Raw genomic sequence first — 16,813 nt, forward strand, 5'->3', positions numbered from 1 at the left:
CGTTCACTCCGCTCCTCGACGCCCGGCCTGGCCGATCCGGTCGGCGAGGTCGGCGCGTGACGCCAGGCCGAGCTTGCGCATGATCCGCGACAGGTGCAACTGGACGTCCCGGCGGGACAGCGCGAGCTCCTCGGCGATCTCGGGATTCGGCGTCGCGGCCGCGACCAGCCGCGCGATCCGGGACTCCAGCGCGGACAGCGACCGCCACCCGGCGACCGTCGGCTGCTCGGCCGGCACATCGACCTCGTCGACGCCCAGCGCCCGCAGCCGGGCCTCGGCCCGCGTGATGTCCCCGGCGGCGCGCAGCTCGGTCAGCACCGGCAGCGCTTCCCGGAACGCGTGCCGGGCCTGGCCTGGCTCCCGGCGTGCGGCGAAGGCCACCGCCGCGTCCACGAGCACCGCGGCCAGCTCGACGGGTCTGCCGACCGCGCCGAAGTGCCGCGCGAGGCCGAGCAGGCCCTCCGGGTCCCGGTCGGCCAGCGCCCGGCACCAGCGCAGCGCCGCCCGCGCGCGTGCCGGCGCCACCTCCCGCGCGGCCTCGGTCTCGCCGACCCGCATGGCCGAGGCGACCCGGTCGCGGTCCCCGGCCTCCAGCGCGAGCCGCAGCAGCTGGGGCAACCACGGGTGGCGGAGGGTCGTTCGGCCATGACTCGGGTCCAGCAGCGGATCCATGGCGGCCAGCGCCGCAGCGGTCCCGGCCTCGACGCCGGCCTCGATCGCGCGCGCCATCAGCAGGAAGTCGTCCCCGGTGGTGCCGGCCGGACAGGCCCGCAGGTGTGCCCGCAGCTGGTCGGTTTCGCCGCGGTGGCCGGCGATCAGCGCGGCCACTCCGGCGGCGTGCGCGCGCTGGTCGCCGGGTGGCACGAGGGCGAGCTGGGCGAGCGCCTCGTCCCAGCGGCCGAGCCAGTAGTCGTGTATGGCGGTGGCGACGTGCGGCCGGCTGCTCGGCGGGTGCCGGCGAGCGCCGACCGTCCGCATCCGGTCCAGGGCGCCACTCGCCTCGTCGAGCCGATCCAGGTTCTGCAGGGAGAACGCGCGGTGGTCCAACAGGTCGAGCTGCCAGCCGGCGAGGTCGGAGCCGGTGCCGATCACCGCGAGCGCGGTGTCCGCGTGGGTGAGCGCGGTCGCGTGGTCGCGCCGGACGGTCGCGATGTGCCAGAGCTCGGTGTGAGCCTCGGCCGTGGCCACCGGATCCGTCGCGCGGACCGCGTGCCGCAGCGCGGTGCCGGCGAGCTGTTCGGCCGCGTCGAGATCGTCGAAGCCGGCGCGCTCGAACCGTGCGCGCAGCGTCTCGTACCGCGCCCGCCAGGACGCCGGCAGGGCGTCGTCGGCCGCCGCGGCGCGCAGGTCGGCCACGGCCTTGCCGGCGTCCCCGGCGCGGTAGTCCAGCTGGGCGAGGATCCACCGCAGCTCGGCGGCGTGCTCGGGGTCCGACGTCGTGGCGAGCAGGGCCGATGCCTCGTCCGCCGGGTGGTCGCCGAGCCGGAACGCCAGCCGCACCCGGTGTAGCGCCAGCGTGTCGTGGTGCGTGTCGTCCGGGGAGCTGCCGGCCGTCGCACGGTCGAGCAGCGCGCGGGCGGTCGCCGGTTCCCGCGCGGCCACGGCGTCGATGTTGTGCACCAGCCACTGCGCGGTCCACGCGTCGACCGGTGCCGCGGCGAGCAGCTGCGCCGCGACCCGCTCGACCGGCATTCCGGCCTGGGCAAGGGCTTTGGCCGCGTGGCGGTGCTGTGCGGCCAGGGTCGCCGGCGGTCGGTCGGCCAGCTGTGCCCGATGCAGCAGGGCGCTGCGGAAGGCGAGGCGCTCCTCCCGGTCGTCGAGCATGCCGGCCCCGATGGCCTCGTCGACGGCCGCGATGAGATCGGCCGGTGAGGTGTGCAGCACGGCGGCGAGGTCACCGAGATCGAACCGCCGGCCAAGCAGCGCGGCCAGCCGGAGCATCTTCCTGGTGTCCGGCGCGAGCAGCGCGAACCGTTGGCGGACCAGACTGGTCGCCACCTCGTCGAGCGCTTCGTGGTGCTCCTGGCCGACGTCGGCGACGCCCGCCGCGACGCGCACCGCGCCGGCGTCGGTGACCGCGGCCAGCAACTCGGTGGCGGTCGACGGATTGCCCGCCGCCGCGGCGAGCAGCGTCCGCAGCCGGGGGCCGGCGGTCTCGCCGAGCCGGTGCGCCGCGAGCGCGGCGATGTCGCCGGCGGTCAGCGGTTCGACCGTGCTGATCCGCCCACCCGCCGCGCCGACCGCTCGACGCAGGCGCACCAGCTCAGGTCGGCTCGGCAGCGTTCGGAACACCCCGATCAGCAGCAACGGCAGTTGTTGTGTCAGCCGACATAGACCGTGCCATACCAGCAGTCCGGTGTCGTCGGCCGCCTGCAGATCGTCGACGACGAACACCAGCGGCCGCCGCGCGCACAGCTGTTCGACGAGCGTGCCGGTCCTGGGCAGCGACCGGCTCACGTCCTGTTCGCGCAGCTCGTCGCTCGGGCACCAGACGACGTCGTAGGCCTTGGCCGGCTCGGCGAACGCGGCGGCGACCACGGCCGTCTTGCCGATGCCCGGGGCGCCCTCGAGGCCGACACAGTCACCGTGGCCGGCCAGCAGGCCGGGAAGGAAGGACCGCAGCCAGGTGAGCTGGTCATCCCTGCCGACCAGCAGCGGGGGCGGCGCCGGGCGGCTGGCCACGGGCAACGGGCGCGGATGTTCGGGTGCCGCCCGGGGTGTCCAGATGCCGGCGCCGATGGCGTCGGCCGGCACCACCCGCCCGGCGGCGACCTCCTGGCGGATCCGGCGCAGCGCCGGCCCCGGCTCGAGCCCCAGCTCGCTGTCCAGCATCCGTTCGGTGTCCGCGAACAGCGCGAGCGCGTCGTCGCGGCGGCCGGCCTGGTGCATGGCCACCATGAGCAGCCCGCGCGCGGTCTCCCGGAGCGGGGCGGCGGTGACGAGCGCGGCCAGCTCGGCGCGGACCCGCTCGTGGTCGCCGCGGATCAGCAGCAGCGCGCCGCGGCGTTCCACGGCGGTGATCCGGCTTTCGGCCAACCGGGCCCGCTGCAGTTCGGCGAAGGGCCCGAACACCCCGTGCAGGGCCTCGCCGTGCCACAGGGCGAGCGCGGTGTCCAGCGCGTCCAGCGCGGCGGCGAGGTCGCCTCGTGCCCAGTGTCGTCGTGCCTGGTCGTGGTGGCTCGCGAACCGCCGCTCGTCGAGCTGGTCGATGGGCAGCCGCAACGAGTAGCTGGACTGGATCCGGGTGAGCACGGTGGCGTCGGTCCGCTTGTCGCGTGCCGGGTCGAGTGCGCGACGCAGGTCGGAGATGTAGGTGTGCAGGATGCCGACGGCCTTGGCCGGCGGTTGCTCGCCCCAGAGCCCGTCGACCAGTTCGGCGCGGGAGACCGCCTCGTTCGCCTGCAGGGCAAGGATGGCGAACACCGCGCGCCGGCGCGCGCTGCCGAGGTTGAGCTCCGCGTCGCCGCGCCACGCACGTACCGGGCCCAGCAGCTGGACCTGTGTCGAGTCCATGGACGAGCCGCTGGTGCCGACCGCCATTCAGCCGCGTTCGTTCGCGCGGCTGGACCAGGTCATGGCGAACGCATGCATGCGCTGAGTGTACGCGCGTCGACTTTGCGTGAAAACGTGTTCGCTCGTCGACGAGCTGGGACTACGGCTGGGACTTCGGTGCCACGGTCAGGTAGCGGACGTCGGTGTCGATCTCGGTGCGGTCGTCGTCGGTCTCGAGGTAGAGGGTCGCGGGCGCCTGGCCCTGGATGGTCGCGGTGCCGGCGCTCAGCTGGCGCACCTCGTTGTCCTGACCGGTGCCGGCGTCGACCCAGGCGCCGTCCGTCAGCCGGCGCTGGCTGTTGTCGGCCGTGGAGTTCTCCCGGTCGACCTCGAACACCACGTTCAGCGTGCCGTCCAGGTCCCACCACAGGCTTTCGACGTACACGTCCTTCTGCTCGCAGGTGGTCCCCGGCTTGGCGCTCACCGGGGCGGTCGCGCCCTTGCCGGAGGCGACATCGACGACGGTCACCGTCGAGCAGGCGTACTCCTGGTTGCCGGTCACCGCGATCCGGGTGCCGTCGGAGCTGAAGATGGCCTCGTCGATGGAGTCCGGCCGGCCGGTGTCCAGCCGGCGGGGCGTGCCCTCCAGCGGCACCAGGTAGGCCGGCAGCAGGTCGTCGCCTGGCAGTTTGCCGGGGTAGGAGGCGAGCGCGGCACCGTCGGTGCCGGCGATCAGGTTCGGCATCAGCTTCTCGTCCAGGAAGCCGTTCTCGGTGGGCACGGTGATGTCCGTCGGCTGTGGGGTCGGCGACTCGGCCGCCAGGTCCACCCGCACCAGGTGGTTGTCCGCGCCTTCCAGCCAGGCGAGCCGGCTGCCGCCGACGGGCGCGACGACCTGGCACCGACACTCGGTCCGGCGGTCGCCGCATCCCGTGCACGGCACGGAGGTCTTCTCCCCGTCGGCCACGGAGATGACGATGATCTCGTCGAGGAACGACGGCAGGGTGTACACGTAGGCGCCGTCGGTGGTGAACACCGGGCGGTCGCCGAGCAGGAGCGGGCCGCTGCTGCCGATCTTCTTCGTGCCGTCCATGACGAGCAGCTCGCTCTCGGTGTCCAGTGCGGACTCGCCGAACGTGACGGTGCCGTACGCGTACACGCCGGCCGACGGCGGTGGCGCGTCCTCGGCCGGCGCGGGGTCCGCGCCCGCGCAGCCGGCCGTGGCGGTGATCACCACCACGGCCATACCCAGCACGAACCCGCGGATCGACATCGCCACCACCTCCGGAACAGCTCACCTGCACGCTACGTGTCCGGCGGCGGGACCCCTCCCGAACCCGCTAGGCGATGGCGATGCCGGTGAAGGAGAGCAGGCCGGTGCCGATGGTGGTGGTGATCCACGGGCCACTGCCCATGTGGCCGAGATAGGTGAGGCCGGTCGCGCCGGTGGCCGGTGCGGACAGCGTGAGCACCAGCTTGCCGCCCGGTCGGTACGCCACCGAGGACACGAGCGCGGTGGTGCCCTCGACGCGGAAGTCCGCCTCGACACCGGGGTCGACGGTCAGCGGGTCGCCGGTGCGCAGCCGCACGGTGATCTCGGTGTGGTCGGCGTTGGTGAACGCCGCGGATCGCGGGTTCGGCGGCGCCACCCCGGCCGCCGGGCCGCGGTGGAAGTCGCGGGCCAGCACGGCGAAGGTGCGGTCGCCGAGCTCGCGGTAGCCGTCGGCGTAGGCGAAGTGGCAGCCGTCGTGGCCGGACAGTCCGTTGGTCGACAACACCGTCACGTCGTGCGTGTCGGCCAGCCGGCGCTGCGCGTCGCGCAGGGCGATGTTCGTGCCGTTGCGGCAGGGCGAGGTGCGCACCTGGAAGGTGTAGTACTCGCTGCCGCCGCGGATCTTCGCGCCGAGGTCGGTACGCCAGTCGGCGAGCAGCGCGGTGTATCCGGAGACGTGCACGCCGACGTTGTCGCTGTCGCTCTCGCCCTGGTAGAAGAGCACGCCGCGGACGTCGCCGATGACGCCGGCTGCGGTGAGCCGCTGGCGGAGCCTGCCGTAGTTGGTGGTGATCAGGTCGGGATCGGCGTCGTCGCGCTGGAAGTACGCGATGGCCTGCCCGCCCCGCGCCCCGTTGATCAGCGCGACCGGGATCCGATAGGTGTCAACGAGTTTGCGGCCCATCCGGATGGCCCACTGACCGACCGAACCGGACTCGTAGGAGACGTCACCGGCGGCGTGGTGCCAGACCCGGTCCGCACCGGACAGTGCCGGGTTGAAAGTGGGCGATCCGAAACTGCGCAGGTACGGCGATTCCTCGCCGGCGGAGTCGCCGACGTAGCGGGCGGCCTGGGCGTTCGACTGGCCCTGCACGACGTAGACGTCGCCGGACACCAGCTCACTCCAGTGCGCGACCTGCCGTTCGACCGCGCCGACCGTCCACAGGCGAAGGTCGTAGGAGCGCAGGCCGGCGGTGATGCGTGGCGCGAAGCGGAACTCCCCGTCGCGCACCCGGACCGTGTGATGGCGCTTGGCGCCGTTGCTGGTGACCTCCAGGCGCATGGTGCGCACCCGCGAGTCGGTCACCTGTCCGGCGATCGGGACCGTCGCCCCGCCGTTGGCGTCCCTCGGGTACAGCTGGCGGTCCTGCGGCGCGGTGGTCAGCGTGACGAGCGCCGGCCGGGCGTAGACCGTGAGTGCCCGTGTGGTGTAGGTGCCCGCGTTGTCCGCGAAGGTCCAGTCGGGATGGCCGGCGGTGTTGGTGCCGATGCCGAGGCCGATCGGCTTGGTGCCGGCGGTGGTGAAGTTGCTGAGCGCGAAGACGGTCTTGGGCTGGAGTTCGGAGGGGCGGGTGGCGCCGATCTGGTGGAGCTGGAACGAACCGTGGCCAAGCGTGCTCGCCGTCGGGTTGTCGTCGGCGTCGTAGGTCTGCGCGGACGCGTTCGCGACCTGGGCGCTCGCGCCGGTGGAGTACTGGTTGGGCCACAGCTCCAGGTAGCCGGTCTGCCCCTGCCCGGTGGTGACGCCGGCGACGTTGGTGCGGACGTCGAGGTCGTCCACGCGCTGGCGGGTGACCTGACCGGGCTTCGTCGGCACCCCGAGCCGGCTCGGGTCGGTGGTGAACGGCTCCATCGAGGTCCACACCCACTGCGGACCGTCGGGGCCGTCGAGTTCCAGGCAGTAGCCCACCCGGTCGAAGCCCGAGGTCAGCTCGGCGGTCCGGTCGAAGGTGTAGGGCACGTCCTGGTTGAGCCAGTTGGCGTTGGTCGGCAGGTCGACGCCGAGCACCGGGACGTAGCCGGCGGTGTCGGGCACCTGCGCGGCACACGCGGTGTCGGCGGCCACCGGGCCGTCGGTCGTTGGCGTGCCGTGCGCGACGGCCGGGGCGGACAGCAGCAGTAGCGCGGCCATGACCGCCACACCCGAACGGGATCTCCGCGTCATGTTGCCTGTCTCCCTCACAGCGATGTGATAGACATCAGATGAATCAGCAGGCTCAGGTTAAGTGATCGCTTTGCGGCTGGACAACGCCCACGGTCATAAACGCCAAATATTAGGAATATTAGCAACATGGGCCTGGTCGACAGCGGCCCGTTCGGACAGATGCCGGTCATTCAGGTGATGTATCCGGCGGTACCGAACCCGCGCCGCGCCTGGTAGTGACCGCACTGTCCGCAGTGGACTGTTGGCGCGCGCGTGCTGACCACTTCCTGCCATTGACCGACTTCGGTCACCGCGACCGGCCGGTGCGCGTCGTAGTCTCGTGTCATCTCCGCCCCCAAACCTGGCGTGGGCGACCGATTTCACCGCGCAGGAGCCGAGATGTCCCGTTCTGTCCGAACGAGTCTGATCGTCACGCTCGTGTTCGTCGCGGCGCTCGTCGCGCCGACCACCGCGGCGGAGCCGGCCACGGCCAGCACCCGGGTGATCGTGGAGCTGACCGCGCCGCCCGCGCTCGCCGAGGCGGGCGCGGGCGGGGAGCGCGCCCGCGACACCGCCGCCGCGTTGCGCCGAACCCAGGACGCGGTGCTCGGCCAGGCCGCCGCCGCCAAACTCGAGCTGTCGGTGGTGCACCGCCTGGCCGCGGCCTACGCCGGGCTGGTGGTCGACCTGCCGGCCGGCCAGGCCAAGCGGCTGGCGGGCCTGGCCGGGGTCCGCGCCGTGCACCAGGACACGTCCTACACGCTGACCCTCGAGCGGAGCGTGCCGCTGGTCGGCGCGCCACGGGTGTGGGACACCACCGACGACGCGGGCCGCGCGGTCACCGGGACCGGCACCACCGTCGCCATCATCGACAGCGGCATCGACTACACGCATCCTGATCTTGGCGGCGGGTTCGGCGCCGGCCACCGGGTGGTCGCCGGCCACGACCTGGTGAACGGCGACGCCGATCCGATGGACGACAACGGCCACGGCACCCACGTCGCGGGCATCGTGGCCGCCGACGGCGCGGTTCGCGGCGTGGCGCCGGGCGCGACGTTGACCGCCTACAAGGTGATGAACCGCGGCGGCAGCGGCCGACTGTCCGACATCATCGCCGGCCTGGACTCCGCTGTCGCGCCGGACAATCCGCATCGCGCGGACGTCGTCAACCTCAGCCTCAGCGGCCCCGGCGACGGCACCGATCCGCTGTCCGCGGCCGTCCGCACCGCCGTCGAGGCCGGCGTCGTGGTCGCGGTCTCGGCCGGCAACGCCGGTCCCGGCGCGGGATCGGTGGGATCACCGGCCGCGGCCGACGGCGCGCTGGCCGTCGGCGCCAGCGCCAGCGGGATCTGGGTTCCCCGGGCAAGGATGGTCGCGCCCGCCGAGCAGGACCTGCGGGCCGTGCGGGTCGAGGTGTCCGCGGCCCCGCCCGCCACGCCGTTGCTGGCCGAGGTGGTGGATGTCGGCGATGGCCGGCCGGCCGACTACGCGGGCGTGGACGTCACCGGCAAGGTGGTGCTGGTGCGGGACAACGGTGACGAGTTCGGGCTCGCCGCCGAGGCGGAGACGCGCGGGGCGGCCGCGGCGCTGCTCTACCTCCCCGATTTCTGGCGCCCACCAACGACTTCGGCGCGACCGCGGGCCGAGGCAGACGAGTTCCCGGTCGGCACCACCGCCGACGGCCGGCTGGAATCCCTGATGGTGCTGCGGATTCCCGGCGCCAGCGCGAGCACCCTGCGGGCACACCGGGGCGCCACGGTGGAGATCGCCGGCAGCGACGGCACCGACCTGATGGCCGACTTCAGCTCGCGCGGGCCGACGGCCCGGTTCACCGCCAAACCGGACCTCGTCGCGCCCGGCGTGGAGATCCTGTCGACCCTGCCCGGCGGGCGGTACGGGCGATCCAGCGGCACCAGCATGGCCGCTCCGCACGTGGCGGGCGCGGCCGCGCTGCTGGTGCAGCGGCACCCGGACTGGACGCCAGCACGGCTGGGCGCCGCGCTGACCGGCACCGCCATCCCGCTGTCCGGCGCCGGTCCGCTCGCGCAGGGCGCGGGCCGCCTGGACGTCGCCCGCGCCGCCTCGGCCGACGTGCTGGCCACTCCGTCCACAGTGTCCTTCGGGCTGGCGGATCCACGCGCTGCCGGGAAAAAGGACACCGCCCGCCTGACCCTGGAGAACCTCGGCGCGCGCACCACGCGGCTCCGGCTCTCCGCGCACGTCGAGGAGGGCGCCGGCACGGTCGCCGTCCACCCGGCCAACGTCACCCTGACCCCCGGTGCGCCGACCACCGTCACCGTCACACTGTCCACACGCGACACCACCGCCGACACCGACATCACCGGCTGGGTGGACCTCGACGGCCACGGCCGGGTGCCGTTCCTGCTCCCGGTACGCCACCTGACGGTCCACGTCACCCCCGACCCGGTGCCCACCGACGCGCGCACCACGCTGTTCGTGCGCAGCCCGGCGCCCCTGTCGGCGGCGCCCGCGCTGGAGGTCAGCTGTCCCGGCCTCCGCCGCCAGCGGCCAGAGCTGACCCCGTTCGGCACCAACTCCTGGCGGGCGGTGATGACGGTCGCCGACGCCGGCCGGTGCGCGGCCACCGTCACCGGCACCGCGACCGCCACCTACGGCGCGGGCCGGCTGACCGGCGCCGCGGCGTTCGAGGTGGCCGCGCCGGTGCGCGAGGGCGGCTGGCAGCCGGTCGGGCCGGACGCCGAGGCCGGTTTCCTGGCGTTGGGCCAGGATCGGCGACGCGCGGCCGTCGTACCGGTCGGCTCGCCGGCCATCTTCGTCACCGACGACCGGATGGCCACCTGGCGCGAGCGGCACACCATGCCGATGTCCGGCGGCAGCGCCGCGGACGTCGAGGTCGACCCGCGCGGCCGGGACGCCATGTACATCGCGATGAACGGCGGCGCGGCCGACCCCAGCTACGCCGGCCGGATCGCGCACACCACCGACGGCGGCACGTCGTGGCGCGTGCTGCCGGGCTGGGACACCCACATCGACGAGCTGGCACTGGCCCCCGACGGCCGGGCACTGGTGGTCAGCGGCGGCGGGCTGGTGCGCCTCACCCGCGACGACGGCGCCACCTGGGACGAGCTGCCCGGCGTCGGCGCGAACGTCCGCGACCTGGACTGGATCGGCCAGGACCTCTACGCCGCCACCAACAGCGGCCTGGTCGTCATCCGGGACGTGCTCGGGCCCGCGCCCGCTCCACGGGTCCTCTTCCAGCCGGGCGTGCTCGGCTGGGCCGGGCGGGTCACCGGCGACCGCGACAGCGTCTTCGTCACCGCCTACCCCAGCCCCTGGGTGTACGCCTCCCACGACGGCGGGGCCACCTTCCAGCTGGCGTTGCAGGCCACCGGCAGCGGCTTCCAGGCGCTGGAGCTGGTCGACGACACGCTGTACGGCGTCAGCGGCCGCGGCGTCTTGGTCGGCCACGACCGGGGCGCCACCTGGGAACAGTGGGGCGATCCGATGCCGCCGTCGGTCGAGACCGACATCGGCACCTGGCCGGCGCACGGTGAGCTGTACGTGGCCTCGTCGGGCGCGGGCGTCTACCGCGCCGACGGACCGGGGGAGTACCAGCGGACGGGCATCCCGGCCATGCAGGTCTACGACCTCGCGCTCACCGCAGGCGCCGCCGGGCCGACGCTGGTGGCCGGCACCTACCGCGACACCTTCCGCGCGCCACTGACCGGCCGGGATCTGGTGTGGCAGTCCGGCGGCGGCGAGGGCCTGGTCGGCGTGGCGGCGGAGTACCTGGCGGTGTCGCCGACGGACCCGGCCGTGGTCTACAAGGTCAGCAAGGACCCGACGCTCACGTTCAGCATCCGGCGCAGCGCCGACGGCGGAGCCACCTGGACGCGGGTCGCCCAGCCGACGGAGTTCCCCAGCTCGCTGCTGGTCCACCCGGCCGACCCCGACCGCGTCTACGCCGGCTACGCCAGCCTGACCGGCGCGGGCCTGGTGGTCAGCCAGGACGGCGGCCAGACCTGGCGCAAGCTCGACCAGGGCCGGGTTTTCCGGGCGCTGGCAGGCGATCCGACCGATCCGGACCGCCTCTGGGCCGGTGACCACGAAGGCCTGTACCGATCCGACGACGGTGGCGTGACCTTCCAGCGGCTGGCCGACGTGCCGGTGACGGCCATCGCGGCCGACCCGGACCGGCGCGGGCACCTGACCGTCGGCGGCCGCACCCTGCACACCAGCACCGACGGCGGCGACACCCTCGTGCCGGCGCGCACTCCCGGACTGGACATGTGGATCACCGACCTGGTGTACGAGCCGGGCCGGGGCAGGCGGGTGTTCGCGTCGGCCGGCTCGTTCTACGACGAGTTCGGTGTCGTCGAGTCCGGCCGAGGCGTGCTGCGCAGCGACGACAACGGCGCCTCCTGGCGGTCGATGAGCGCGGGCCTGGGCAACCCGAACGTGACCAGCCTGGCGCTGGACCCCGACCGGCGGCACCTCTACGCGGGGACCTCCGGCGGCAGCGTGCACCGGAGCACGCTGCCGAGGTGACTCACAGCCAGCCGCGGCGCTCGGCCTCCCGGCCGGCCTGGAAGCGGCTGGTGGCGCCGAGCCGGTCCAGCACACCGGAGATGCGTCGCCGGGCGGTGCGGATGCTGACGCCGAGCTGGCGGGCCACCGCGCCGTCCTTGACGCCCATGGCCAGCAGCGTGAGCAGTTCGGCCTCGGCGGGCGGGATCGGCGGCGCGTCCGGTGGCCGGTCCAGGCTCGGCGCCGAGGACCACAGCGTCTCGAAGAGCGCGACGAGCGCGTCGAGCAGACCGGACTCGTGCACCAGCGCGACCGACTCGGCGACCTCCGTGCGGGTCAGCGGCACGACCGCGGTGTGCTCGTCGAAGATCGTCAGCTTGAGCGGGAGCTCTGGCAGGACGCGGGCCTGCTCGCCGTGGGCGGCCAGGGCGCGGACGTTGGCCAGCCGCGCCGGGTCCCGCAACGCCGCGGCGTCGTAGACCACCCGGATGAGCACGCCGCGTTCGAGCAGCGGCAGCTCGCCGTCGACCTCGCCCGAGGCGTCGTGGGCGTAGGGCGGGCAGTCGAAGATGCGGAACTCGGTGGCGGTCGCGGCGAGCGCGGCCATCCGGTGGCGGATCTCGTCGCGGCCGACGACGACCTCGACCGACCGGTGATGCGCGTTGCCGAACACCGCGAGCCGGTGCTCGGCGGCCAGCGCCGGCACGTGGGCGGCGACGTCCTCCAACTGCTCGTGCCGGCGGCGCAGCAACGCCGGTATGGCGATCTCGGGGTCGATCGCGGTCGGTGGCAGGCCAGCGGTGCCTGCCTGGACGAGGCCGGCCGCGCGCAGGCGCTGGACGGTCTTGGCGACCTGGTGCCGGCTGAGCCCGAGCGTGCGGGCGAGCTCGGCCAGTGAACTCGGCCGCTGGCGCAGCACAGCGCGGTAGACGGTCTCCTCGACCTCGGACAGCCCAAGACCCTGCAGCACGGTCGGACGCTAATGGCGCGCGGGTGACCAGTTGGTGTCCGCGTGGCGACCATCACTACCGGCTAGCTGGTCGAGCACTGGCCGATGGCCCATCCGGTCGCCGTGTTGGGGCGGCCGAGGTCGACGGGCGCGGGGGTGTTGCCGAGGCAGGTCAGCAGACCACGGACGTCGTTGCCCGAGACCGTCGCCGACCGGTCGGAGTTGTTGTGCACCACGGTGAGCGGCCCGGTGCGACTGTCCACGATCGACAGTGCGCCGTGGACTCCGGTGACCGTGACCGGCCCGGACACGTGTGTGTCGGCCATGGCGAGCACCGCCGCGCGGGTGGCGGTCACCGGTCCGGTGACCGACGCGCCGGTGGCCAGCAGCCCCGCGCCCGCGGTGACCGTGACACCGCCGGTGACCCGGGCGCCCTCGGCCAGACAGGTGGTCCCGGACGTGACGGTGAGGTGCCCGCGGTGCGCCCCGGTCAGCGTGCGGTCGCAGCCGACCGCCACGACCGCCGCGCTCGCGGACCCGAACCGGAGCTCGTGCTCGCCGGCGGGGATCCCCGCCAGCCGCCAGGTGACCGTGGTGCGCTCGCCGGGGCCGGCGGTGACGTCGGTGGTCGCGGCGGCGACGCCGTCGAGCACCAGTGTCGCCGCGTACGAGCCGCGGCCGAGGCCGACGTTGGTGACCTCGGCGGTCACCCGCACGGCGCCGTCGGCCGGGACGACCGGCGCCACCCGCACGCCGTGGCCGACGAACACCGGTGTGGCGCCGTTGCCGGCCGCGTCGTAGGCGATGGTCGCGAAGTCCGACGGCGCGACCAGCGGGTCGTCGCCGAGGCCGAGGTCGCTGCCGCCGGTGACGAACACCCGCGTGCCGTCCCGGCTGAGCGTGACCGCGGCCGCGGTGTCGTCGTCACCGGCGGGGCCGTCGTAGCGCGCGGTCCAGCGCGGCGTGCCGTCGGCGGGCGCGTAGGCCACGGTGGCGAAGTCGGTCCCGCCAGCGCCCGCGCTGGTGCCGGTGACGAGCACCTGGTCGGCACTCACGGCGACCGCCGTGGCGGCGTCGGCGCCGCCGGCCGGGCCGGCGTACCTGGCGACCCACGCTGGCTGTCCGGTGGCCGAGGAGTACCGGACGGTGGCGTAGTCCGCCGAGTCGCCGGTCGCCGCGGCCAGGCTCCGGCCGGTCACGTACACGTCCTCGCCGTCGGGGCTCACCGCGACCGAGGACGCCTGGTCGCGCGTGCCGCCCGAGCCGTCGTAGGTGGCCGCCCAGAGTTGCCCGCCGTCGCGGGTGTCGTAGGCGACGGTCGCGTAGTCGGGCAGGGACCGGGCGCCGGCGGCCGTGCCGGTGACGTAGAGCCGGTCGCCGTCGTGGCTGACGGCCAGCGCGGCGGCGTCGTCGAGTCCGCCGGCCGGCCCGTCGTAGCGCGCGGACCAGACCGGCTCACCGGTGGCGACGGCGTAGGCGACGGTCGCGTAGTCCCAGCCGGTGTCCCCCGGGCTGTGGCCGGTGACGAACGCCAGGTCGCCGCGCGGGCTGACGGCCAGGTCGTTGGCCGAGTCGAAGCCGCCGGCCGGCCCGTCGTAGTGCGCGACCCAGCGCTGGGCGCCGGTGGTGGCGTCGTAGGCGACCGTCCCGTAGTCGGTGTGCGCGGTGGTGCCCGTGCGCAGCCGCACCTGGCCGGTGACGAGCACCGTGGCGCCGTCGGGGCTGACCGCGACCGCCCGCGCGTTGTCGAAGTCGTCGCCGGGGCCGTTGTAGCGCGCGACCCACAGCTGGGCGCCGGTCGTGGCGTCGTAGGCGAGCGTGGCGTAGTCACCGCCGTCGGCTCCCACGCCGCGGCCGACACTCAGCCCGGTGACGTACACGCGGGCGCCGTCCTGGCTGAGCGCGATGTCGTTGGCGCCGTCCTGGCCGTGTGCCGGGCCGTCGTAGCGGGCCCGCCACAGCGCGCGGCCGGTCGTGGTGTCGTAGGCGACGGTGAGGTAGTCGACCTGGGTGCCCTCGCCGGAACTGGTGCCCGCGACATACAGCAGGCGGCCGTCGGGGCTGATCACCGAGGCGTCGGCGAAGTTCTGGCCGGCGGCGACCGGGCCGTGCTCGCGGGCCACCCACAGCCCGGAGCACTCGCCGCCACAGGCCAGCGCGAAGTCCACGGTGCTCGCGCGGCCGGCGGTGGTGGTCACCGCGACCGGCGCGGGTTCGGCGAACAACGTCGGCCGGGCCAGCACCTGGTGCGCGCCGGTGGGGACGTCGCGGATCGTGTAGCGGCCGGCGGCGTCGGTGACCGCGGCGCGTGGCCCGTCGGCGAGGGCGACGGTGACCCCGGGGACGCCGGTCCCGCTCGCGGCGTAGGAGACCACGCCCGTGACCACGCCGGTCGCCAGCGGGGACAGGGCGATGTTCCTGCCGGTGACCCGCCCGGCGGTGACGGTCGTGGGAGCGGTGACCTCGGCGTAGCCGAACCTGCCGGCGGTGAGCGGATAGCCGCCGGGGGACAGGTACAGCCGGTAGCCGCCGTCGGCCGAGGTGGTGGCAGTGACCGTGCCGGCGGTGATCTCGGTGCCGGCGACGGGTTTCCCGGTCCGCGCGTCGGTCACCCGGCCGGCCACCCCGCTCAGCGCGATGGTCGCCTGCCGGACGGTGTCGGTCACCGCGATGCCGGTGACGGTGGTGACCGGCCGGCCGTCCCAGACCGCCGTCAGCGAGTAGCCGCCGGGGGGCAGGCGGAAGTCGAAGCGGCCGTCGGCCGTGGTGCGCTGGGTGGCGCGGGTGCCGGGCACGCTGACGACCACGTCGGGCACCGGCGCCCTGGTGGTGGCGTCGACGACCGTGCCGGCGATCCCGGTGCGCAGGGCGACCTGGGCAACGGCCTGGGCGGCGTCCACCCGGCCGTGGCCGTAGCGGGTGTTGGGCCGCGCGGTCCCGTGGCGGTCGTCGAACGACGAGGTCGCGCGCAGCGTCTCGGTGATCCGCTCGACGGTCAGCGTGGGGTCCGCGGCCAGCATCAGCGCGGCGACGCCCGCCACGTGCGGGGCGGCCATGGACGTGCCGTTGTTGCGCGCGTAGACGATGCCGCCGAAACCGTTGGAGCTGGCGGAGTAGACGTCGACGCCGGGCGCGGACACGTCGGGCACGGTCCAGGACGCCGGCCAGTCGGCCGGCGGCTGGTGGAACTCCGCCCTGGTCACGGTGGCGCCGCTGGAGAAGGCGGCGACGTCGTCGGCGACGTCCGTGGCGCCGACCGTGAGCGCCTCCGGGATGTCACCGGGACTGCCGTGGCAGCCGTCGCCGCAGTTGCCCGCCGCGGCGACCGGCAGCACGCCCGCGGCGACCATGTTCCTGATGGGCGTGACCATCGCGTCGATGACCCCGCCGCTGGCGGGACTGAACGACATGTTGACCACCCGCGCCGGCGCGCCCGCCGGGTCGCCCGCGTGGTCGTAGGGCGCCAGCGCCCACTGCATGCCGGCGATGATCTGCGGTGTGGTGCCCGAGCCGCTCGGCAGCACCCGGCCGCTCATGAGCGTGGCGCCGGGGGCGACGCCGATGTGCGTGCCGCCGGCGGCGCCGCCGAGCACGGTCCCGGAGACGTGGGTGCCGTGCCCGTTGGTGTCGGTGGGCAGCGTGCGCAGCGGGAGGCCGTTCGCGTCCCATTCCATCCAGCCGCCGGGGTGGTAGGGGTCGCCGGGCACGTCGGTGGCCAGGCGGGTGGCCAGTTCGGGATGCCGGGCGTTGACCCCGGTGTCCAGCACGGCCACGCGCACCCCGGTCCCGGTGACGTCGAGGTCGTCCCAGACCTGGTCGGCGCCGATCTTGTCGATGCCCCAGGTGATGTCGTCGGCAGCGTCCGCTGTGGCCGGTCGCGGAACGGTCAGCTCCTCGACGGCCATGGCCCGGGAGACCGAGGGCGAGTTGGTGAGCGCAGTGAGCACGTCGCCGGTGGACCGGACGAGGACGAGGTTGCCGATCCAGAAGGTGTTCAGCACGTCGCCGCCGCGGTCGCGGAGTTCCTCGGTCACCGCGGCCTGGCTGTGCTCGGCGGTCTCCCTGAGCGCGGCGACGACCGCGTCGTGGTCGAGTCCGGTGAGGTCCGGAGTGGCTCGGAGCTGGAGCAGGTAGTCGAGCTCGTCACCGGGCGCGGTCGCGGCCAGTTCGGTGCGTAGGCCGGGATCGACGACGGCCGCGCGGAGCGCCGGCGCCGGTTCGGTGGTCGAGGCGGTGAGCGCGGGCGTGAGCAGCGCGAGGACGGCGAGCAGGCCGGTCGCCGCGTGTGCGCGGATCTGCCGACGGCGAACGACTGACGGGTGGCGCATGGCTGACCTCGCTGGCGATCGGTGCCGGACGGCCCGGACTGCCAGGAACGTAATGGCCGGCACGAGCCGGCGGGGCGCGGCGGGACGCCCAGATGGGGACAGTGGCCGCAAGTGGTCAC

6 protein-coding genes are annotated in these 16,813 nt (G+C 74.4%); 1 reads left to right on the plus strand and 5 read right to left on the minus strand.

Annotated elements, in window-relative coordinates:
• Positions 1–3 precede the first annotated feature (3 nt).
• From ACYVIP_RS23665 to ACYVIP_RS23675, 3 genes are all read right to left on the minus strand, one after another.
• On the minus strand, positions 4–3,540 hold the full coding sequence (locus tag ACYVIP_RS23665; RefSeq protein ID WP_460399910.1) for a BTAD domain-containing putative transcriptional regulator: 3,537 nt from the start codon (positions 3,538–3,540) through the stop codon (positions 4–6).
• A gap of 112 nt (positions 3,541–3,652) precedes the next feature.
• The gene (locus ACYVIP_RS23670) at positions 3,653–4,765 is read right to left on the minus strand and encodes a hypothetical protein (protein WP_460399912.1); all 1,113 of its coding nucleotides are present in this window, start codon (positions 4,763–4,765) and stop codon (positions 3,653–3,655) included.
• A 67-nt stretch (positions 4,766–4,832) separates the two neighbouring features.
• Complete coding sequence (locus ACYVIP_RS23675) at positions 4,833–6,929, minus strand: sialate O-acetylesterase (protein ID WP_460399914.1); 2,097 nt, start codon at positions 6,927–6,929, stop codon at positions 4,833–4,835.
• Positions 6,930–7,307: 378 nt separating this feature from the next.
• Here ACYVIP_RS23675 and ACYVIP_RS23680 point away from each other — a divergent pair, with 378 nt between their 5' ends.
• Positions 7,308–11,438: a S8 family serine peptidase gene (locus ACYVIP_RS23680; RefSeq protein ID WP_460399916.1), complete on the plus strand. Its 4,131-nt coding sequence runs from the start codon at positions 7,308–7,310 to the stop codon at positions 11,436–11,438.
• Position 11,439: 1 nt separating this feature from the next.
• Here ACYVIP_RS23680 and ACYVIP_RS23685 read toward each other — a convergent pair whose 3' ends face one another.
• The gene (locus ACYVIP_RS23685; RefSeq protein WP_460399918.1) at positions 11,440–12,387 is read right to left on the minus strand and encodes a helix-turn-helix domain-containing protein; all 948 of its coding nucleotides are present in this window, start codon (positions 12,385–12,387) and stop codon (positions 11,440–11,442) included.
• 62 nt (positions 12,388–12,449) lie between these two features.
• Positions 12,450–16,694: a S8 family serine peptidase gene (locus ACYVIP_RS23690; RefSeq protein WP_460399920.1), complete on the minus strand. Its 4,245-nt coding sequence runs from the start codon at positions 16,692–16,694 to the stop codon at positions 12,450–12,452.
• Between the last annotated feature and the right edge of the window lie 119 nt (positions 16,695–16,813).

Source organism: Actinophytocola sediminis, assembly GCF_054779715.1.

Coding starts and splice junctions, on each gene's coding strand:
- ACYVIP_RS23665 (WP_460399910.1), bottom strand. CDS start 3,540: ATGGCGGTCGGCACCAGCGGCTCGTCCATGGACTCGACACAGGTCCAG.
- ACYVIP_RS23670 (WP_460399912.1), bottom strand. CDS start 4,765: ATGTCGATCCGCGGGTTCGTGCTGGGTATGGCCGTGGTGGTGATCACC.
- ACYVIP_RS23675 (WP_460399914.1), bottom strand. CDS start 6,929: ATGACGCGGAGATCCCGTTCGGGTGTGGCGGTCATGGCCGCGCTACTG.
- ACYVIP_RS23680 (WP_460399916.1), top strand. CDS start 7,308: ATGTCCCGTTCTGTCCGAACGAGTCTGATCGTCACGCTCGTGTTCGTC.
- ACYVIP_RS23690 (WP_460399920.1), bottom strand. CDS start 16,694: ATGCGCCACCCGTCAGTCGTTCGCCGTCGGCAGATCCGCGCACACGCG.